This window comes from Rhodococcus sp. SORGH_AS_0303 (assembly GCF_030819335.1).
Taxonomy (GTDB): domain Bacteria; phylum Actinomycetota; class Actinomycetes; order Mycobacteriales; family Mycobacteriaceae; genus Rhodococcoides.
Genome location: NZ_JAUTBO010000001.1, coordinates 3,328,141 through 3,347,990, shown reverse-complemented (window position 1 = coordinate 3,347,990; position 19,850 = coordinate 3,328,141). Strand labels below are relative to the sequence as shown.

Genomic DNA, 19,850 nt, shown 5'->3' with positions numbered 1-19,850 from the left:
CATGCTTCGCTACCTCGGCCTGCGCGTCCTGCAGGCGATCGGTGTCCTGTGGGCCGCGTTCACCATCTCCTTCGTGGTGCTGTTCCTGCTGCCCTCCGATCCGGTGAGCATCGCGGTCGATTCCGGCGGCGGCAGTGGCACCCCGGTGGACGCGGCCGCGGTCGCCGAGCTGCAGGCCCGGTACGGACTGGACAAGCCTGTCCTCGAGCAGTACTGGACATCGCTCACCAGCGCGATCCGCGGTGACTTCGGCACGTCCATCTCCACGGGTCAGCCGGTGACCACCGCGATCCTGGGCGCCGTTCCGAGCACCCTCGCCCTGGCCGGTCTCGCGCTGATGCTCGCCGTCGGTGTCGGTGGGGGGCTCGCCTTTCTCGCTACCTACACCCGCGCACGATGGTTGCGTACCGCGCTGCTCTCCCTCCCTCCGCTGGGCGTCGCGGTGCCGACGTTCTGGGTGGGACTCCTGCTCCTGCAGGTGTTCTCGTTCGGGCTGCCGATCTTCCCGGCGTTCGGCGACCGCGGGTTCGGATCGCTGGTGCTGCCGGCGATCACGCTGGCGGTACCGACCGGGGCCGTCATCGCGCAGGTGCTCGCGACCAGCCTGACCACGACGTGGCGGCAACCGTTCACCACCGCGGCCGAGGCGAAGGGTGCGTCCCGGTGGCGGATCCAGACTCGCCACGTGCTGCGCCTGGCCAGCGTTCCGGCGTTCACCATCGCCGGCGTCCTCGTCGGCGAACTGTTGGCCGGTTCGGTGGTCGTCGAGACCGTGTTCTCCCGGGCCGGCGTGGGCCGACTGACGCAGACATCGGTTCTCGCGCAGGACATCCCGGTGGTGCAGGGAATCGTGGTCCTCACGTCGCTGGTGTTCGTGGTCGTCACGCTGGCCGTGGACATCGTGTACCCCCTGATCGATCCCCGGATCGTCCAGCGCACCACCCGACCCACGAAGGAGCCGGCCCATGTCTGACGTCCTGGTACGAGAGACGGTCCACGCGAGCGTCTCGCCCGAGCCAACGTCCCGTCGACGGCGAGTGACCCCGCGGGCCGTCGGCGGCAGGATCGGCGTGGCGGTGTCGGTGGCCGTCCTGATCGTCGCCATCGGGTTCGCCGTCGTCCCGTCTCTTTTCGCCAGTGGGGATCCCTTGCGCGGCGTCCCGGCGGAGAAGTTGCAGGGACCCAGCGCCGCTCACTGGTTCGGCACCGACAACATCGGCCGCGACGTCTGGACCCGGGTCGTGCACGGTGCCGGGTTGTCGCTCAGCGCGACGCTGATGGCCGTGGCCATCGCGCTCGTGGCGGGATCGATTCTCGGCCTGATCGGAGGCGCTGTCGGCGGAATCGTCGACGCGGTGCTCATGCGTCTCGTCGACGTGCTGTTGTCCATCCCGACTCTGCTGCTGGCCCTGGCCCTGGTCACCGCTCTCGGTTTCGGAACCGTGAACGTCGCGATCGCGGTCGGTGTCACCCTCGTCGCGAGCTTCGCGCGCGTGATGCGGTCCGAGGTGCTGCGCGTAAGGCGGTCGCTGTACGTGGAGGCCGCCTTCGCGTCGGGTTCGCGGTGGCACACCGTGCTGTGGACCCACATTCTCCGGAACGCGTACCCACCCGTGATCGCCCTGGCGGCAGTGCAGTTCGGCATGGCCGTGCTCGCTGTGTCGTCGCTCAGTTTCCTCGGTTTCGGAGCGGTACCGCCCACACCGGAATGGGGTTCGCTCGTGTCGGAGGGGCGCAACTTCCTCGCCACCTCCTGGTGGCTCACCACGCTGCCCGGTCTCGTCATCGTGGCGGTCGTGCTGTCGGCGCACAGAGTGGGCCACGCGCTGGATCGGGGTGATCGAGCATGAGCAGCAGGAGTGGAGCCGGCGGAACGACCCGGTCGAGCCTGCTCAGGGTCGACGGTCTGCGCGTGTCGTACGGGGCGACAGAGGCCGTGCGGGGTGTCGACTTCGAGATCGCGCGGGGTGAGGTGCTCGCCCTGGTCGGCGAGTCGGGCAGCGGCAAGACGACCACGGCCCAGGCGATCATCGGTCTGCTCGCCGGATCGGGCACCGTCACCGGGGGCACCGTCACGTTCGACGGTGACCGTGTCGACGACGCGGGACACCGTCGGTGGGAGAAGCTTCGCGGTGCGCACATCGGTCTGGTGCCGCAGGACCCGACCACGTCGCTCAATCCCGTGAAGCGAGTGGGGGAGCAGGTCGCAGAGGTGCTCCGCATCCACGGCCGGGCCGACCGGCGCAGCGCCGCGGCGGCGGCCGTGCGGATACTCGACGAGGCGGGGATCGACAATCCGGAGCTCCGTGCTCGGCAGTATCCGCAAGATCTGTCCGGCGGGCAGCGTCAGCGCGTGCTCATCGGTATCGCGCTGGCGTGCGAGCCGGAGCTGGTGATCGCCGACGAGCCGACCAGCGCTCTGGACGTGACCGTGCGGCGCCGCATTCTCGACCACCTCGCGGATCGGATCGCCGAGCACGGCACCTCGGTACTGCTGATCACGCACGACCTCGGGGTCGCGGCCGACCGCGCCGATCGGATCGCCGTCATGCGTGACGGTGAGATCGTCGAGATCGGGCCGGCGCGAGAGGTGTTGGAGAACCCGACCGCCGACTACACGAGAAGCCTGATCGCGTCCGCGCCGTCTCTGACGTCGGTACGGCTGCCGCGTGCGACGCGCGAGGCGCAGCCGGTCCTGTTGTCGCTGAGACACGTGTCCAAGACGTTCCGCATCGGTCGTGGGCAGAACCTGACGGCGGTGGACGGGGTGTCGCTCGACGTCGAGCGCGGACGGACGGTGTCGATCGTCGGGGAGAGCGGCTCGGGAAAGTCCACCACCGCTCGCATCGCCCTACGGCTCGAGAACCCGTCGGCGGGGTCGGTCGTCTTCGACGGCGACGACATCACGTCCGCACGCGGCAGGGAGTTGCGCACCCTCAGGCGACGCTTCCAGATCGTGTATCAGAACCCGTACGCATCGCTGAATCCCGCACTGCGCGTGCGGGACATCGTGGCGGAACCGCTCGTCGCGTTCGGGCTCGGATCACGCTCCACGCGTCCCGCCCGGGTGGCCGAACTGCTCGAGCAGGTCGCCCTGGCGCCGGAGTACCTCGACAGGCGCCCCGCCGAGCTGTCCGGTGGGCAGCGCCAGCGGGTCGCCATCGCCCGCGCGCTGGCTCTCCACCCGGAGTTGCTCGTGCTCGACGAACCGGTGTCCGCACTGGACGTCTCGGTGCAGGCGCAGATTCTCGAACTCCTCACTCGGCTGCAGGACGAGCTGGATCTGAGCTATCTGTTCATCTCCCACGATCTCGCGGTCGTGCGGCAGATCAGCGACACGGTGCTGGTGATGCGCAACGGGCGAGTGGTCGAGTCCGGGTCGGCGGAGGACGTGTTCGATCGACCGCAGCACGAGTACACCAGGGAACTGCGCAACGCCGTTCCGGGAACGGGAGTCGACGCACGACCGTCGTGACCTTTCCGATCACGCCGAGCAGAACTGTGTCTCCGCGCGCCGCGCGGCTCTAGCGTCGGGCCATGACCTGGAACTCGATCATCGATTCGATCCGTCACTGGGTGTCCGACTGGAGCGACGAGTCTGCCGCCGGCTGCGTCGAGGCCGCGGTGCGCACCTCGTTCTGAGGGCGCGCGACGACGCTGTCAGCGTGCGGCTCTCGGCCGGGTCGCCGCGACGACCGCGGCCCCCAGCGCGGTGATCGCCATGACGACGATCACGGCGTGGTTCCAGCCGTCGAACACCGCGGACGGCGCGGTGCCGGCCGACAGGACCACCACCGACACCACGGTCACGCCGATCGCCGAGCCGAGGTAGCGCGCGGTGTTGTTCGCCCCGCTTCCCATGGCGGCGCGCCCGGCTGGGACGCTCGCGACGGCCTCGCGGCCGAGGGCGGCGTTGACTATTCCTGTCGCGGCGCCGGCCAGGACGAGACCCGGCACGAGGCGCAGGGGCGACGACGTCTCGGACAGTCCGAGTAACAGCCCCGTCCCGACGGCGACACCGACGAGGCCCAGGGCCAGTTGCGTTCGGCCGGAGACGGACGCGGGTATGCGCCGCGCGAGCAGGGCGGTGATAACGCTCGTCGCCGACCAGCCGAAGAGCAGGAAGGCGCTGTGGAGTGCGTCCAGACCGAATGCGGCGCCGACGAATCCGGCCATGTACGACATCAGCGCGATCACCCCGGCTCCGGTGGCGAGTGCGGCGACGGTGGCGGCGAGGAAGGCGGGTTGGCGCAGCAGCGTGAGATCGAGCATGGGCGACGCGGTCCGGCGTTCGTGCAGAACGAAACCCGCGAGCAACAGCGCGGCCACGGCGAGCAGGACGAGGGGTAGGGGTCGCGTCCACCCGGCACGGCCCTCGACGAGCGCGGCGAGGAGGGCCGACAGACCCCCGGACAGGGCGACGGCGCCGATCAGGTCCAGCCCGCGCGGTGTCTCCGTGCGGGATTCGGCGAGGAGGCGCCCTGCGACGACCGCGGCGACGAGTGTCAGCGCGGTGAGCAGCCAGTACCCCTCGCGCCACGTGGCGAGACGATCCGAGGTCGCGGACAGCAGGGGACCGAGGGTGATGCCCGCGCCGACGGCCGCGCCCCAGATGCCGCTGGCACGGGCGCGCAGCGGGCCGGGTTCGAAGGCGTGCGCGATGACGCCGAGACTCGACGCCAGCACCGCGCCCGCCCCGACGCCCTGGACCACGCGGGCGAGGACGAACACGAGCGTGGACGGCGCGGCCGCGCACACAGCGGACGCGAGGGCGAGGACGACGAGACCGAGAACGAAGGTGCGGCGACGGCCGATGTCGTCGGCGAGTGCGCCGGACACCAGCAACGCGGCACTGAGGCCGATGCTCATCGAGCTCAGGATCCAGGTTCTGCCCGACGCGTCGCTCCCGAGCGTCGCGGCGGTGCTGCCGATGGTCGCCAGGGGAAACGTGAACGCAGCCAGGGCGAGGAGGGTCCCGAACGCTGCGACGGGCAGGGGACGGGCGAGAGGTGGTGCGGATCGCTGCTGAGTCATGCCCGTCCTTCGGTTCGGTGAGCGAACCGTAACCCGCCGATATGGTTCGGTCAACAGACCGTTCGAGGTAGGCTCGGGCCATGGCGATGGGAACGGATTACGCCGCGCAGGACTGCTCGCTCGCTCGCGCCCTGGAGATCGTGGGGGAGCGGTGGACACTGCTCGTCGTGCGGGACTCCCTGTTCGGTGTGCGCCGGTTCTCCGACTTCCAGCACCACCTCGGCATGTCGAAGGCAGTGCTGTCGCAGCGCCTGTCGGCCCTGGTGGACCACGGGTTGCTGAGCAGGGAACGTGTCGGTGGGCGTGAGGAATATCGTCCCACCGAGATCCTCGTCGACCTGTGGCCCGCGCTGCACGCGCTGACGGTGTGGGGTGAACGAGCAGTGCCCGCGCAGGACGGCCCCCGTCGGGTGTTCCGACACGAACCGTGCGGCGGTGAGCTCGACGATCACGGCAGCTGCCCGCAGTGCGGGACCGTGCCCGCTGCCGGTCGGGTCGTCATGTCGCCGGGGCCGGGTGTGACCGCGACCCCGCGGCCGAACACCGTGTCCCGCGCGCTCCGCGCACCTCGTCGGTTGCTCGAGCCGATCAGGTGACGGCGACACCCGGCGCGAGGTGAAGGGGGGCGGTCGCGCGACGGCCCCCGGGGCCTCGCTCTATTCTGGACCGGGTCGGAAACACAGGTCCGCGACACGGTCGGTTGTCATGGGCGTCGAGAGTGGGGAACACATGACGGTGCCGTACGGCGATCGCGGCGATCTCGTCCGCACCATCGACGAGGACACCTCCGTCGATCAGCAGGCGTCGGCGCTCGGCAAAATCGCCGAGATGGCCCGCACTCTCCGCGGAACCCGTCGATCGGTGGACGACACGCTGACAGCCCTGGTGCGGTCGGCCACGCAGCTCATGCCCGGCGTCGACCATGCGTGCGTCACCGTGATGACCGGTGCGCGGCGCACCATCCACGCCCGCACCGACGACGTCGCCGCCGATCTCTGCCGCGTGCAGTTCGAACTGGGTGAGGGGCCCACCGAGAACGAGATCTGGCAGATCGACACCGTCGTGGCCGAGAATCTCGGCAGCGAGCGGCGGTGGCCCTCCTTCGCCGCGGCCGCACGCGACAGGGGAATCGAGTCGATGGCGGCGTTCCGCCTCTACACCGATCCGTCGGCGCGTGATCTCGGCGTGTTGCTGCTGTTCAGCAGGACTGCCGACGCCTTCGACGCCGATGCTCAGATGGTCGGATCCGCGCTCGCCGCCCACGGCGCGGTGGCGCTGCTCAGTGCCCGCGACGACCAGAACTTCCGGGACGGCCTCGCGAGTCGCGACATCATCGGCCAGGCCAAGGGGATCCTCATGGAGCGATTCGACGTCGATGCCGTGCAGGCCTTCACGATGCTCGCCCACATCTCCCAGTCCGAGAACCGCCCGCTGCGGGAGGTCGCGCTGTCTCTGATCGAGGAGTCGCATCCCACGAGGTCCGTCGAGGTTCCGCCCGTCGCGTGACGGCCCGCCGGAACTGCCCGTCGGAACAACGCGGTGCGCGCGGACGTTGTCGGAACAGAGTGTTACTGCGACAAGAGGAGACACCATGGCGGACAGCACACAGGCAGGTTCCACGACCGAGACGGCCATCCTGGCGGGTGGATGCTTCTGGGGTGTCGAGGAACTGATCCGCAAGCAGCCGGGCGTGCTCTCCACGCGCGTCGGGTACTCGGGCGGAGACGTGCCGAACGCGACGTACCGGAACCACGGCACGCACGCCGAGGCGGTCGAGATCGTGTTCGACCCGACCCGGACGACCTACCGCGACATCCTGGAGTTCTTCTTCCAGATTCACGACCCGTCGACGAAGAACCGTCAGGGCAACGACCGCGGAGTGAGCTACCGCTCGGCGATCTTCTACACCTCCGACGAGCAGAGGCGCGTCGCGCTGGACACGATCGCCGACGTCGACGCGTCCGGTATCTGGCCCGGAAAGGTGGTCACCGAGGTCACCGCGGCGAGCGAGTTCTGGGAGGCCGAGCCCGAACATCAGGACTACCTGCAGCGGATCCCCAACGGATACACCTGCCACTGGGTCCGCCCCGACTGGAAGTTGCCGCGTCGGAACGCTGCGGTCAGCTGAGCCGTTCGACCATCGACGCCCGTCGTCCCCTCAGGGGCGGCGGGCGCTTCTCGTCAGCTCGATCGTCGCGGCACGGAGATCGTCGAGTGACGCCAACGGCGACGTGTAGCCGACTCGCGTGTAGGACACGCCTCTCGGTGTGGTGACCGTGATGTCGAGTCCGTAGCGGTCGGCGCCGGTGCACACAGCGGACGTCGCATCGGGGAATCCGCCGAATGCCGCGGTCATCGCGGTGAGTGCGTCCGCGTGGTCGGCGTTCAGGTGCTCCACCGCAGGCCCGCTCACCGGCCGTACCGGATCCGGTACGGCGGCTGCGTAGTCCGCCGCCGTGGCCGAGTCCATGCGGCCGTAGCCGCCCACCCATCTGACTCGGTCCACCGACAGGATCCAGACGGTGAAGTCGCTGTAGTCGATGTAGTACCGCGCCGCCGGGACGGCCGCCAGGTGCGCCTCCCGCGCAGCCTCGACGTCCGAGCCCGACGGCCGAAGCACGGTGCCCGCCAGCGTGATACGTCCGCTCGCGAGCGGATCACTGTTCTCGCCCGGAGCGACGACGGACAGACTCACCCGTGGATCCGCCGCGAGATTGCGACCGTGCTCCGCCATGTGGGAGACACAGAGCACGGGGTTCCCGCCCAGGAGGCCGTACGTCACGTAGGACGCCCACGGATGTCCGTCGGCCGAGAGGCTCGCGAGCGTGGCCGTGTTGGTCGACGCGGCCACCGTGCGCGCCTCCTCCGCCGCGGACGGCCGGCGAGGGTGGGTGACGGGAGCGGTGGGCGTCGGCATCGACGGGGCGTCGCCGGGGTCGCCGTGATCGAGAGTGGCCATGGGCGAACACTACCGGCGCCCGGCGCCGACCGGTGGCGCCGGAATGCCCTAGCGGACGGGCGGTCGCAGCAGGAGGGCAGCGCCCGAACCGACACCGACCACCATGAACATCAGCAGCATGACGACGTTGGCCATCTCGTTCTCCGTCTTCCGGGCGGGTACGTCCACATCGCGACCCGTGTGGACAGATCTCTACCCCCGGCCGTGTGACCGCAAACACTCACGCATGAGCGTGCATCTCCCACACCAGGATCTCGGCCGACGACGTCGTGTGGACGACATGTCCGCCGGTGTCGGTACCGCGGAGCGCGTCACCGGGACCGAGTGTTCCGATGCCGTCGATCTCGACGGTGCCGCGCGCGACGAAGAGGTGGAGGAACGGCGCGGTGGGGAGGGTGACGGGCGTGCCCGGCCGCAGCCGCGCCACGTGGAGCGCCGCCTTGCTCTGGCCCAGTCCGACGGCCGTGCCACCGCGGTCACGGTCGAGTCCCGACGCGACCGTGACCAGGCGGCCGGAGGCCAGTTCGCCTGCCGCCGCGTACTCCTCGTACCCGGGCGGCCGCCCGTTCTCGTCCGGCGGAAGCCACATCTGGACGACCCGCAGCGGTGTCCCGGCGGAATATCCGGCCCCGTTCCGCTCGGAGTGGACGACGCCGGAGCCCGCACTCATCCGCTGCGCCAACCCGGGCGTGATGGTCCCCTCGTTCCCGAGCGAGTCACGGTGCACCAGTGATCCGTCCAGCACCCAGGTCACGATCTCGACGTCGGCGTGCTGGTGGCTGTCGAATCCCTCGCCCGCGTCGACGGTGTCGTCGTTGTGGACGAGCAGCAACCCGTGCGCATTCGCGGCGAGATCGAAGTTGCCCGCCACGGGGAAGGACTGCCAGGAGTCCAGCCACTCGTTGCGCCAGTGGATTCGATCGGCAGCGGGTACGACGACGTCGGGCATGACACGCACAGTACCCGGGCACATCGACACTGCGAGGCGATGTGATGACAGCTATCATCAGATGATGGTGGGACGACGGAGACCGTTGGCGGACCTCGCAGGCAAGGTGGTGGTGATCACCGGAGCCGGATCCGGCATGGGCCGCGCGTACGCGGCGGCCTACGCCGCACGCGGGGCGGTCCTCGCGCTCGGCGACATCGACGGCAACGCCCTCGCGGAGACGGTGACGAGCCTGCCCTCTGGCGGCACGGTGCTCACCGAGGTGTACGACGTGGCCGATCGCGACGCCGTCGCGGCCTTCGCCGCCCGCGTCGCCCGGGAGGTGGGCCCGGCGACCGTCGTCGTCAACAACGCCGGCATCGAGGGCGGTTTCCGGCCCGCCTGGCATCTCGACGACGCGTCCTACGACCGGGTGATGGCGGTCAATCTCGGTGGGGTGGTGCACGGGACGCGCGCCTTCCTGCCGCAGCTGATGTCGCGGCCGGCGGCTGCGCTGGTGAACGTGTCCTCCATCTTCGGACTGCAGGGCACGCCGAACCACACCGACTACTGCGCCAGCAAGTTCGCGGTGCGGGGATTCACCGAGGCCCTCGCGACCGAACTCGCCGGGTCCACCGTCTCGGTCCACCTGGTCCATCCGGGCGGCGTGGCGACCAACATCTCGCGGGCCGAGGGATCCCAGCAGTTCGCAGCGAAGTACTACGCCACCTCGCCCGAGGCGGTGGCCGAGCGCGTGGTGCGGGACGTCGAGTCCGGACGGATGCGCATCGTCACCGGACACCGGTCGCGCCAGGTCGCCTTCGGGGCCCGGTTCCTGCCGCTCCCGCTCATGGTCCGGCTCGTCCGTCGCGACATGAACGACATCCTGGACCCCGGCGACTACGCCGACTGAGCCTCGGCGCCGGGCGACCGCAGGACCAGTGCCCACAGAGCGGCGACGACGGCCAGTGCGATGACGAACGCGGCCATGGCCGACCAGCCGTAGGCCTGATACACGACGCCGCCCGTCCAGCCGACGATGCTCGAACCGCCGTAGTAGAAGAGGTTGTAGAGCGACGCCGCCTGAGCGCGACCGTCCGTCGCGCGATGCCCGGTCCATCCGGACGCGATGGCGTGCGCGGCGAAGAATCCCATCGTGAACACCACCAGGCCGAGGAGTACGACGATCAGCGAGTGCGCGATCGTCAGGGCGACCCCGGCGATCATGACGCCCGTCGACCCGGCGAGCACCGCGGAGCGTCCGAACCGGCCGGCCAGCTGTCCGGCGACGCGAGACGAGACGGTTCCGCTGAGATAGGCGATGAAGATGAGGCTGATCAGCGACTGGGGGAGTCCGAACGGGGCTGCCTCGAGGCGGAAGCCCAGATAATTGTAGACGGTGACGAAGCCGCCCATGAGCAGGAACGCCTGCCCGAACAGCGCGCGCGTGCCGGGGTCCCGGAGGTGTGTGGTGACGCGTTTCCCCAGCCCCGGGCCGCCATCCCGCGCAGGGAGCGCGCGCCGCGGTGCGGGGGCGAGGCGCAGGAAGGCGATCGCGGCCACGGCGGCGATGATCGAGACCGTCAGTGTTCCGATGCGCCAGTTCGTGTACTCGGCGACGGGTCCGGCGACGATGCGGCCGAGCAGCCCGCCCAGCGTGGTGCCCGAGACGTAGGTGGCCGCGGCCACCGCGGTGTTCCGGCGGTGCACCTCCTCGCTGAGGTAGGCGATCGCGATGGCCGGCAGCCCGCCGAGGGCGGCGCCCTCCACGAACCGCACCGTCAGCAGCATCGGCAACGACGTGGAGAGCGGGACGACGAGGCCCAGGACGGTGGCCGTGACGATCGAGATGCTCATGGCACGCACCCGGCCGACGCGGTCGGCCACCACGGACCACGGCAGTACGGCGACCGCGACGCCGACCGTGGCGCAGCCCACCGCGAGCGAGGACTGCGACGGCGTGATCGAGAGGTTCGAGGCGATGAGCGGGAGGATGCCCTGGACGGAGTACAGCTGGGCGAAAGTGGCGACACCGGCGAGAAGCAGCCCGGCGACGAGCCTGCGGTACTCGCGGGACCCACGGGTGTGTCCGTCCCAGTCGGTGTCGGTCGCCTCGTCGATGGTCACGGGATCCGACGGTAGGCCGGACGCGACCTATTCGTCCAATGCATTGCATCTCGCACAATCATGATCGTGACGTATCGTTCGATTCATGCGTGAGGAAGCCGAGGCACTCCTGCCTCTGATCCCGACACTGCTCGCCGTGGCGGAGACCGAACACATCACCGAGGCGGCGCACGTCCTCGGCCTCCCGCAGCCGACGGTGAGCCGGCAACTCGCTCGCGCCTCGGCCGCGTTGGGAGTGGCGGTCGTCGAGCGTCGTGGTCGGGGCATCGCCCTCACGCCTGCGGGACGTGCACTGATGCCCTTCCTCGACCGGGCGGTCCGCGAACTCGAGGCCGGGCTCGACGCCATGACCGAGCAGGACGCCCGCACTCGTGGCCGCATCTCGGTCAGCTTCCAGAACACGGTGGGCGAGGGCGTGCTCCCGCTGCTCATCAAGCGCTTCCTCGCCGATCATCCCGCCGTCACGTTCACCCTCGACCAGGGCGCGCGGGCCCGGTGCCTCGACAGACTGGAGGACGGGAGCGCGGACCTCGCATTCGTGGCGCTCGGCACCGAACACGGCACCGACACGTCCTTCGGGCTGTACGACGAGAGGCTCGTGTTGGTCGTCCCGTCCGATCACCGACTGGCGGGCCGCCGATCGGTGGACCTCGTGGAAACGGCGGACGACCCGTACGTGGCGATGGAACACGGGTACGGCATGCGTTCTCTCTGCGAGACACTGTGGGCCGCTGCGGGAATGGCCCCGACCATCGCCTTCGAGGGGCAGGACATCCACACCGTGCGCGGGCTGGTCGGGGCGGGCCTCGGCGTCAGCGTCCTCCCTCGCACGACCACTCCCGCCGGCCCGCTGCCCACGGTCGACATCGCGGTGAACGACCCCGCGGCGCGGCGGCGCATCGGCGTGGTGTGGCCCGCACGCACCCTGCCGGCGCAGGCCCTCGCCTTCCGCGACATGGTGGTGCGGCGAGGGGCCGCTGTCCTGGCGCGCTGACGATCGGCCTCAGGAGCGAGCGCGACCGTCGGTTGCCATCCCGCGGTGCATCACCCGGTCGCCCACCACTCCGCTGTGGTCGGCCCGGTGCATGACGCACCGGTTGTCCCACACGACGACGTCGCCCGGCTGCCACGTGTGCCGGTGCACGTTGTCCTCGGCGGTGGAGTGGTCGTAGAGGAACCGGACGGTCTCGGCGGTCTCGTCGGGCGACATTCCGCTGATCGACGCGCATCGCGCGGGAGTCGACAGGTAGAGCGAGCGCCGTCCGCTGATCGGATGGGTCGCCACGAGCGGATGCACTGCGGACGACTCGGCATCGTCGGCGAGATCGAGACCGGTCACGACGTGCGTGAGCGTGCGGTCGACGAGCTCGTCGCGAAGGTCGTCGGGCAGTGTGTCCCACGCGCGGTACTGGTTGCTGAAGACGGTCTGTCCTCCCTCCGACGGCACGGTGACCGCACGGAGCGAGGTGTACGCCGGTGGGTGTGCCACATAGCTCGTGTCCACGTGGAAGGTGGAGCGCGGCGTCGTCGTCCGGCCGACATTGCTGATGACATTGAGATCCGGGTGTCCGGGGACCGGTGTCTCGCCCTCGGTGAACACGAGGTCGCCGAACGCACGGAGGAACTCGGTGAAACGGTCGTCGTCGAGCGACTGCCCCCGGAAGACGACGACGCCGTGATCTGCTGCGAGGCGGCGTGTCTCGTCGATTCCCGCCGCGTCGAGGTCCTCCACCCGGACGTCCTCGACGTGTGCGCCGACGGGTTCGAGGGTGGTGTGTCGCATCATCGTGCTCCTTCGATCGAGAGTTCGCGCAGTCCTGCGGCGAACAGGTCCTCGAGACTGATTCCCGCGGCCGCGGCCATCACCGCGACCACGCTGCCCCGCGCGTAGGAGCAGTACAGGCCTGCCTCGAGAAACCACGGTCGACCGTCGGGGTCCACCCGGAAGTCGAAGAGGCTGTAGTGCCGACACCCCAGCGCTCGGTGGCACTCGAGGGCCACCGCGTGGATCCGCTCGGTGATCGGATCGTCCTCGGGGACGATCCACGCCTTCGTGGCGTTCTTGGCCACCAGGTACAGCGCCCCGTCCTCGTCGCGGGACAACTTGTCCTCGCGTGTGCGGATCGGACGATCGTCCGCGTCCACGGCGTACTCCTCGAGCGGCAGGCACACCGGTTCACCGTCCACCACGACGATGCCGCAGCGCACCTCACGTCCCAACTCGACGTAGCGCTCCACCAGCACCCGGCGGGAGAACCGCGCAGCGTCCGCGAGCGCGTCGGTGTACTCGTCAGGAGTGCGCGCGAGCGACACCCCCACCGAGTTGTCGGAGTCCACCGGCTTGACGACCACCGGTAACGGGACGGGCGACCGCGTGCCTGACCGTGGTGCGTCCGGGGGCACGACGACGACGTGGCCCTCCGGCACCGGAACGCCCGCCGCAGCGACCACCGCTCGGGTCAGCGCCTTGTCCGCCGCGAGTGCCATCACGTCGGCGGTGTTGCCCAGCAGAGCGAGACCCACGACGTCGACCAGCGCCCGGTAGGACGTCATGCCGGGCAGGCAGAACATCTGCGGCACGACGACGTCGACACCCAGAGCCTCGATGTGACGCAGCGCGCCCGCGAGCGACAGAGGCGGAGCCGCCGCCACCGCGTCGTCGGTGAGATCGACCGGGAAGCGCCACGTGCGGTCGGGCGAGACCAGTGCGACGTGGAACTCGTACCGTGCGGGATCGGCGAGCGCGGACAGCGCGTCCGAGGCGTACACCCGCGACAGGTCCGAGTGGAACTCGTCCTCGGCGGACCCCGCGAGGTGCAGCACGGTCACCCGTGCGGTCGGGTGGACGAAAGCCGTGTCGTCAGTCACCGCCGGCCTCCACGAGTTTGCCGATGTTGAAGTCGATGCGGCTCCACGAGCGACCGGCGCGAAGGTTCGCCCAGATCAGCGACGGCATGTGGAGGTGGTGAAGCATGAAGTAGGGCAACGGATCCCACCGCGTGAACACCGCGTCCTTCCCGGTGGCGATGGTGCGTGCGCGGGCGAGGCGGCCAGGCTGGGTGAGCAGCCGCCAGATCTCGTGGTAGATCCAGTAGGTCGGCCGGGCGGACGGGAGCGGCGTGATGACGGGGTGCCCGTCGTCGAGGTACGCAGCCGCCACGTCCGGGTGATCGTGGAACATGGTGATGGCCGAATGCGTTCGCGGATTGCACTCGATGGCGTAGGCGTGGCCGTCCGCCGCCTCGATGAAGTCGAAGGACACCTGGCCCGTGAGCCCGAGCTCGCCGACGAAATGCTCCACCCACGACCGGATCTCGGGCTTGTCCACCATGGCGTAGTTGATCTGGAACGCCGACGACTCGCAGCACCCGTACACCTGCACGCGCCCGTTGCGGACAGTCGAGTGGGTGCAGTACTCCTGACCGGTGACGAACTCCTGCATGATCCACGGATCCTCGTCCGAGATGTCGAGCCCGGAGACGAACGCGGCATTCGCCGCGCGGTCCCGTCCCGTCAACGGCGTGAGGTCCATACGACCCACCGGGTTGTACGCGATGCGCTTGAGGATGTAGGTACGGCCGTCGGGGAAGTCGAAGTCCTCGACCTGCCGACGGTCGGTGACGAGGTGTGATTCCGGCACGCGCAGACCGAGCGACTCCGCGACCTTCGAGAACTGCACCTTGTCGTCGAGCATGCGCACGGTGGCCGAGTCGACGTGGACGACGTCGCACCGCCCGTCGAGCAGACGACCGACCTCGGCGTCCGGCACGCTGGACGCCGGACTCGACACCGGCACGAACACGTCCGCTCTCTCGCTCAGCACGATGTCGGCGATCGCGCGCGCATATCCGGGTTCCGACGCCTCGGGGACGGTGTGGAACACGTCCACCGCTCGGGAGAACCGATGCGCGGTGTACCGGTACTTGGCCGATTCGACCAGTACCACCCGGTGGCCGGCGCCGTGGAACGATCTCGCGAGTTGTAGCGCCTTGGTCATCTTGCCGCCGTTGATCACGACCGTCCTACGTTGTGCGGCAGGCGAACCGGGTGCCGTGCGCGGTCGGGCTAGCGCCGCCAGGACGGGCACGAGGTCGAGCGGGGCGGTGACGAGCGAGCCGACGAGGACCGCCACGGACCGGCCGACGCTCGTCACGACGCACTCGATCGACGGATGAGCGTCAGTCCGTCCCGCAGCGGGACCAGGACCTGCTCGACGCGGGGGTCCGCCGCCACGGCGCGATTGAACTCCGCGATGGCGGAACCGTTGTCCGACATGGCCGTACCGAGGTACGGCTCGGCCTGCAGGAGTGTGTTGTCGACGGCGACCACGGCGTCCGGCGTCAGCAGCTCGGAGTCGAGAAGCGCCGTCAGGTATCCGAGGTACCCGGCCTTGTCGGCATCGATGAACACCAGGTCGAACCGGCGTCCCTCGTCGGCGAGACGGGTGAGGGACTCCGCCGCAGGACCGACGAGAATCTCGATCGCGTCGCCTGCCGACGACGCGTCGAAGCACTGTCGGGCGAACGCCGCGACGGGTTCGTCCAGTTCACAGGCGACGATGCTTCCGCCGGGTGGAAGTGCCTCGGCCATGGCGAGAGCGGAGTACCCCGTGAACATGCCGATCTCGAGGACCGACGTGGCGCGGGTCATCCGCACGAGGAAGTCGAGGAAACGTCCCTCGACGTGGCCGGACAGCATCTCCTGCTCGAGCGCGCTGCCGGACCATTCCGCGGATCGGGTGCGTGCGGCCAGATCCGCGAGAGCGGGTGATTCCGGGGTGGTGCACTCGTCCAGGTACGGGTCGAGGCCCGCGATCACGTCACGCGCACGCCGAGCGCGGCCGAGAACGGCTGCCGGGACCCCGAGGTCGTCGAGGTCCCGGCACAGCTCCGTCAGCTCGGCCGCGGCGATGGTGGTCGGTGTGACCGGCCGTGCATCACTCATCGTGGGACGAACCGACCGCGACCTCCGGTTGCGGCGCGGTGAACATGTCCACGCCGTCGCCGTCGCGGTCGTGCTCGAGGCAGATCTTCTTGTGCAGGGTGAGCGTGTCCGACAGCTCGTCGACGGTCACGTCGTTCAGGAATTCGCAGGACCCGATGGGCGCCGGCACCGCCGCGCGGAGAATCCCGTCTCGGGTTTTGAGGATGGACGACGTGGCCTCGGCGAGCAGGTCGGCCGTCAGGTACGAGCTGTCGAGCGCGAGCCCGATCCCGCTCATGACGCCGAGCACGCGGTCGCGGTCGTCGGCCGTGATGTGGCCGCGCTGCTCCGCGAGGGTGGTGGACAGCGCCATGTCGATGTTGATGGCGTGTCCGTGGAAGAACGGCGCGGGCGGGGTGAGCTCGAGCGTCGGACTCCAGGTGTGGCCGAAAGCGATCACGCGATCGAGGTCGATCTCGTGGAGGTTGGGCGCTTCCAGGTCCAGCATGGTCGCGATGGCCTTGTAGGTGAGGCGGTCGGCGATCTCACGCAGTTCCGCGGTGCCGTCGAGGTGACCGAATCGCGTCGCCAGCAGCTCCGGGCCGTGCTTCTCGAGCATCTCGAAGATCTCGAGATTTCCCACGACGGAGATCTTGATGAGCTCCGCCATGCCGTTGCGGACCTGGTCCTCCGGCAGGGTGCCCAGGAAACTGAAGTCCAGCAACACCTTCTGCGAGGCGTGGTACGCGCCCAGACGGTTCTTGTGCTTGCCGTAGTTGACGGCGACCTTGATGCTGACGCTGGCGTCGATGAGACCGATCAGCGTCGTGGGGATGCGGATGTACGGCGTGTTCCGGCGGTAGCTGGCGCACGCGAAGCCGGCGACGTCCGTCGTGAGTCCGCCGCCGACGACCAGGACGGGCTCGGTGCGCACCAGGCCGAAGCGATCGAACTCGCCCACGATCCGCTCGAAGGTCTCGATCGACTTCGCCGTCTCGCGGATCTGCACCGGGACGATGGTCAGCGCGATGTCGTGATGGCGGAAATAGGTGTGGATCGCGTCGCCGTACAGCGCGAGGACGCTGTCGTCCACCACCATCAGGCAGCGGCCGTACGGCCGGTAGCTGTCCGCGAGCTCGGTGTTCGCGGTGTCGAAGACGCCGTCGACGTACACGAGGTCGTACTCGATCTTCTCGTATCCCTCGACGTGGAAGGTGCGATCGTCTGCGGTGACACGTGCCTGGAGGTTGCTCACTACTTCTCTCCCGAGGAAAACGGTTCGCGAGCATCGCGCTCGACGGGTGAACCGGGGTTGGCGTGGATGTGACTCGACAGGATGTGAAGTCGACCGGTGAAGGTCACTGTCGAGCCGTCACCAGAGATTCGATGCGAGCGGGGTCGAGGGATTCGACCGTCTCCGATGCCGAGGAGAAGTCGCTGCCGGCCGTGTTCTCGTTCGGGAACGCGACGCAGGTGATGTCGGCTGCGGCTGCGGCGGCCACACCACCGGCGTTGTCCTCGATCGCGACGCAAGCGGAGGGCTGTTCGCCCAGCTTGTCGAGGGCGAAGGCGTAGGACGCGGGGTCGGGCTTGCCCTGCTCGACGTCGTCCGCGTCGACGAGGACGTCGAAGGAGTCGCGAGTGACCTCGGGGGACAGCGCCTCGAGCACGGCGTCGACGTTCTCCTTCGACGTGGTCGTGACGAAGCCGAGCTTGGCGCCCGACTTCTTCGCCGCGGCGATGGTGTCCACGACGCCGGGTCGCGGGCTCACACCGGCCGAGGAGAGGAGGGACCGGAAGATCTCCGACTTGGTCGCGTGCACCGCGGAGGCGTCGACCTCGACGCCCTCGGACGCCGCGAAGTCCTCGATCCGGTTCGCGCCGCCGTTGGAACCGAGCATGGACCGGTAGTCGTCGCGAGACCAGTTCCAGTCGAGCCCGTGTGAGGAGAACGCCTCGTTGAAGGCGCGTCGCTGGAGCTCGGACGTGTCGGCGAGAGTGCTGATGGAGCCGAAGAGGATGGCAGACATCGGTGTCCTTCCGTGGACCGGCCCGACGCTGTGCTGCGCCGTGGCCCGAGGCGACGGATGACCCGTCGCGAATGATGGTGGGGGAGTTCGCGGTCGAAATGCCGTGCACGAAGCTGGTCCAACAGTACAGTAATGAACATTTAGTTCAATAGGTCTGCACCCGAAATTCGCGTAACTTCAACCCTCGAACTTCGATACCCGAATTTCGAAGCCTGAATTTCGAAGCCTGAATTTCGAAGCACAGCGACCGAGGAGGTGAGTGACGCGATGAGTGATACCCCGTCGGACGTGAACGGAATCGGAACAGAGCCCGACGCCGTGGCAGAGGACGCCCGCGTCGCTCGCACACGCGCGGACGTCTCGCGCGCCGCGCTCGAGGTGCTGACAGGCGAGGGGTGGGAGGCGGTGACCCACGCGCACGTCGCACGGGTGGCCGGTTACTCCAAGACCACGCTGTACACGCACTGGCCGTCCCGTTCCGACCTGCTCACCATGGCTCTCGAGGCGATCGGCGACATGCCGCATCACGACCTGGTCGGCGACGTCCGCACGGACCTGATCGGTGAGCTGCGGATGCTCCGCGACGCCATCGCCACGCAGCGCCTCGATCGCGTGCTCATGGCGATGGCGCAGTGGGGGGCCACCGTCGCCGAGATCGGCCGGGTGCGCCGCCGCATCGTCGACGACGGCGAGAAGCGCACTCGGCAGATGCTCGGTGCGGTGATCCAGGGCCCGGAGCTCGAGGCGGCGGTGTCAATGCTGTCCGGCTCCGTGGTCTGCCCGACGCTGATGTACGGGACGCTGCCCGACGACGCCACCATCGAGGCCGCCGTCGACATCCTCCTTCGGGGCATCGAACTTCGGGGCAACGAACGCTGACTCAGCGGCTGCTGTGCACCAGGTCGGCCAGGGACTGCCGCGACTGCGCGGACTCGGCCAGTGCCGCCGTCAGTTCCTCCCATGCGCGCTGGACGCGGAGTTCGTCGTGGGCGAGGCGTGCGCGGGCGCGAGCCACGCGCCGGTGCTCGGCGTCGCGGGTGAAGGTCGCGTGTTCCTGCCGTCGGACGAGCAGGAACACGTCGGGATCGGTGGGATACATGCGTGCGTCCTCGTGTCGTGGTCGGTTCGATGTCGGCCGGCCTCCGGCCTTCCCGGTGGTCGGTTCGCACCACTGAAACACCCGAGAGGGGACCGCGTCGACCGAATTACTCGGGCTCGGCCGCACCGACCACCGCGGCGAGGAACTGGGCGGTCCCCTGAACGAGATCGGTTCTGTCCGCTCGGTACCCGTCCATGAGCCAGGTCATGGCGGTGTGGCTGATGCCGCCGACAGCGGCGGTGGCCAATCTGTCGAGGGAACTACCGACGGCAATGTCCGGCGTGTGGCGGCCGAGGAGCCGCACCATCAGCTCACCGAATCCGTGCATCGTGTCCAGATACGTGCGGTCCACCCGTGGGCTCACCCCGAGCACCTCGAGCCACACGATCCGTGCGAGCTCACGGTCCTCCACGGCGCGGAAGAAGCCGTCGAGGCCGCGACGCGAGAGCGTCAGCGGGTCCGTCCCGGCGGGCAGGTCGTCGACCGCCGCCGTGGTGGATCGGGTCAGTGTGGCGATGCACTCGCGGTACACCTCGACCAGGAGGTCCTCGAGAGTGGGGAACAGCTCGTAGAAGTAGCGATCGGCGACATGCGCGTCACGACAGATGCCGCGCACCGTCGACGCTCGGAAACCCACCGATCCGAAGGACGCGCGCCCCGCGTCGAGCAGTTGGCGCCGGCGACGAGCCGTGCGCTCCTCGGCGCTCTCCCCGCCGTAGGTACGTGCGGGCGATGGATCGGTCACGCCAC

General features: G+C 69.2%; 21 protein-coding genes. 9 read left to right on the top strand and 12 right to left on the bottom strand.

All coding sequences use genetic code 11. The features are described from left to right. Nucleotide 1 precedes the first annotated feature (1 nt). Genes QE449_RS15700 through QE449_RS15690 form a run of 3 tightly spaced genes read left to right on the top strand, consistent with a single transcriptional unit; the run spans nucleotide 2 to nucleotide 3,475 of the window. Nucleotides 2–973, top strand: coding sequence for an ABC transporter permease (locus QE449_RS15700; protein ID WP_222638255.1), 972 nt, complete (start codon nucleotides 2–4; stop codon nucleotides 971–973). Next, nucleotides 966–1,850 (top strand): ABC transporter permease, encoded by an 885-nt coding sequence (locus tag QE449_RS15695; protein WP_027504014.1) that lies wholly within the window; start codon nucleotides 966–968, stop codon nucleotides 1,848–1,850. Before QE449_RS15700 ends, QE449_RS15695 begins: the two co-directional genes overlap by 8 nt. Beyond that, complete coding sequence (locus QE449_RS15690; protein ID WP_307109114.1) at nucleotides 1,847–3,475, top strand: ABC transporter ATP-binding protein; 1,629 nt, start codon at nucleotides 1,847–1,849, stop codon at nucleotides 3,473–3,475. The genes QE449_RS15695 and QE449_RS15690 overlap by 4 nt, the downstream gene beginning before the upstream one ends. Nucleotides 3,476–3,660: 185 nt before the next feature. On the opposite strand, the gene QE449_RS15685 is transcribed toward QE449_RS15690, so the two are convergent. Further along, nucleotides 3,661–5,034, bottom strand: coding sequence for an MFS transporter (locus QE449_RS15685; RefSeq protein ID WP_285188272.1), 1,374 nt, complete (start codon nucleotides 5,032–5,034; stop codon nucleotides 3,661–3,663). 80 nt (nucleotides 5,035–5,114) lie between these two features. Here QE449_RS15685 and QE449_RS15680 point away from each other — a divergent pair, with 80 nt between their 5' ends. The 3 genes from QE449_RS15680 (at nucleotide 5,115) to msrA (ending at nucleotide 7,162) form a co-directional block, all read left to right on the top strand. Then, nucleotides 5,115–5,630 (top strand): helix-turn-helix domain-containing protein, encoded by a 516-nt coding sequence (locus tag QE449_RS15680; RefSeq protein ID WP_056447228.1) that lies wholly within the window; start codon nucleotides 5,115–5,117, stop codon nucleotides 5,628–5,630. A gap of 109 nt (nucleotides 5,631–5,739) precedes the next feature. After that, a complete protein-coding gene (locus QE449_RS15675) occupies nucleotides 5,740–6,540 on the top strand; it encodes a GAF and ANTAR domain-containing protein (protein WP_261769686.1) in 801 nt (266 codons plus the stop codon). A gap of 85 nt (nucleotides 6,541–6,625) precedes the next feature. Beyond that, nucleotides 6,626–7,162 (top strand): peptide-methionine (S)-S-oxide reductase MsrA, encoded by a 537-nt coding sequence (gene msrA, locus QE449_RS15670; protein ID WP_307109113.1) that lies wholly within the window; start codon nucleotides 6,626–6,628, stop codon nucleotides 7,160–7,162. Nucleotides 7,163–7,192: 30 nt separating this feature from the next. Here the strand turns inward: msrA and QE449_RS15665 are convergent, their stop codons facing one another. After that, nucleotides 7,193–7,993 (bottom strand): HugZ family protein, encoded by an 801-nt coding sequence (locus QE449_RS15665; RefSeq protein WP_307109112.1) that lies wholly within the window; start codon nucleotides 7,991–7,993, stop codon nucleotides 7,193–7,195. Nucleotides 7,994–8,213: 220 nt separating this feature from the next. Next, nucleotides 8,214–8,942, bottom strand: coding sequence for a pirin family protein (locus tag QE449_RS15660; protein ID WP_027504008.1), 729 nt, complete (start codon nucleotides 8,940–8,942; stop codon nucleotides 8,214–8,216). 64 nt (nucleotides 8,943–9,006) lie between these two features. Between QE449_RS15660 and QE449_RS15655 the strand changes: the two genes are divergently transcribed. Next, nucleotides 9,007–9,834 (top strand): SDR family oxidoreductase, encoded by an 828-nt coding sequence (locus QE449_RS15655; protein WP_056447585.1) that lies wholly within the window; start codon nucleotides 9,007–9,009, stop codon nucleotides 9,832–9,834. Here the strand turns inward: QE449_RS15655 and QE449_RS15650 are convergent. Further along, nucleotides 9,822–11,048: an MFS transporter gene (locus QE449_RS15650; protein ID WP_307109111.1), complete on the bottom strand. Its 1,227-nt coding sequence runs from the start codon at nucleotides 11,046–11,048 to the stop codon at nucleotides 9,822–9,824. The genes QE449_RS15655 and QE449_RS15650 overlap by 13 nt on opposite strands. An 85-nt stretch (nucleotides 11,049–11,133) precedes the next feature. Between QE449_RS15650 and QE449_RS15645 the strand changes: the two genes are divergently transcribed. Continuing rightward, entirely contained in the window at nucleotides 11,134–12,042 is a 909-nt protein-coding gene (locus QE449_RS15645; RefSeq protein ID WP_222627529.1) for a LysR family transcriptional regulator, read from the top strand. A 9-nt stretch (nucleotides 12,043–12,051) separates the two neighbouring features. Here QE449_RS15645 and QE449_RS15640 read toward each other — a convergent pair whose 3' ends face one another. From QE449_RS15640 to QE449_RS15615, 6 genes are all read right to left on the bottom strand, one after another. Continuing rightward, nucleotides 12,052–12,834, bottom strand: coding sequence for a TauD/TfdA family dioxygenase (locus QE449_RS15640; RefSeq protein WP_307109110.1), 783 nt, complete (start codon nucleotides 12,832–12,834; stop codon nucleotides 12,052–12,054). Then, the gene (locus QE449_RS15635; protein WP_307109109.1) at nucleotides 12,831–13,916 is read right to left on the bottom strand and encodes a D-alanine--D-alanine ligase; all 1,086 of its coding nucleotides are present in this window, start codon (nucleotides 13,914–13,916) and stop codon (nucleotides 12,831–12,833) included. The genes QE449_RS15640 and QE449_RS15635 overlap by 4 nt, the downstream gene beginning before the upstream one ends. Further along, entirely contained in the window at nucleotides 13,909–15,201 is a 1,293-nt protein-coding gene (locus tag QE449_RS15630; protein WP_056447245.1) for an ATP-grasp enzyme, read from the bottom strand. Before QE449_RS15630 ends, QE449_RS15635 begins: the two co-directional genes overlap by 8 nt. Further along, nucleotides 15,198–15,992 carry an O-methyltransferase gene (locus tag QE449_RS15625; RefSeq protein WP_307109108.1) on the bottom strand — a complete coding sequence of 265 codons (795 nt, stop codon included), beginning with the start codon at nucleotides 15,990–15,992 and terminating at the stop codon, nucleotides 15,198–15,200. Before QE449_RS15625 ends, QE449_RS15630 begins: the two co-directional genes overlap by 4 nt. Further along, nucleotides 15,985–17,226, bottom strand: a complete 1,242-nt coding sequence (locus QE449_RS15620; protein ID WP_027504001.1) for a sedoheptulose 7-phosphate cyclase — start codon at nucleotides 17,224–17,226, stop codon at nucleotides 15,985–15,987. Before QE449_RS15620 ends, QE449_RS15625 begins: the two co-directional genes overlap by 8 nt. 103 nt (nucleotides 17,227–17,329) lie before the next feature. Next, a complete protein-coding gene (locus QE449_RS15615; protein ID WP_027504000.1) occupies nucleotides 17,330–18,001 on the bottom strand; it encodes an HAD-IA family hydrolase in 672 nt (223 codons plus the stop codon). Nucleotides 18,002–18,268: 267 nt separating this feature from the next. Between QE449_RS15615 and QE449_RS15610 the strand changes: the two genes are divergently transcribed. Continuing rightward, nucleotides 18,269–18,880: a TetR/AcrR family transcriptional regulator gene (locus QE449_RS15610; RefSeq protein ID WP_307109107.1), complete on the top strand. Its 612-nt coding sequence runs from the start codon at nucleotides 18,269–18,271 to the stop codon at nucleotides 18,878–18,880. A gap of 1 nt (nucleotide 18,881) precedes the next feature. Here QE449_RS15610 and QE449_RS15605 read toward each other — a convergent pair whose 3' ends face one another. After that, nucleotides 18,882–19,100 (bottom strand): hypothetical protein, encoded by a 219-nt coding sequence (locus QE449_RS15605; RefSeq protein ID WP_027503999.1) that lies wholly within the window; start codon nucleotides 19,098–19,100, stop codon nucleotides 18,882–18,884. A 106-nt stretch (nucleotides 19,101–19,206) separates the two neighbouring features. Further along, the gene (locus tag QE449_RS15600; protein WP_307109106.1) at nucleotides 19,207–19,845 is read right to left on the bottom strand and encodes a TetR/AcrR family transcriptional regulator; all 639 of its coding nucleotides are present in this window, start codon (nucleotides 19,843–19,845) and stop codon (nucleotides 19,207–19,209) included. Nucleotides 19,846–19,850 lie beyond the last annotated feature (5 nt).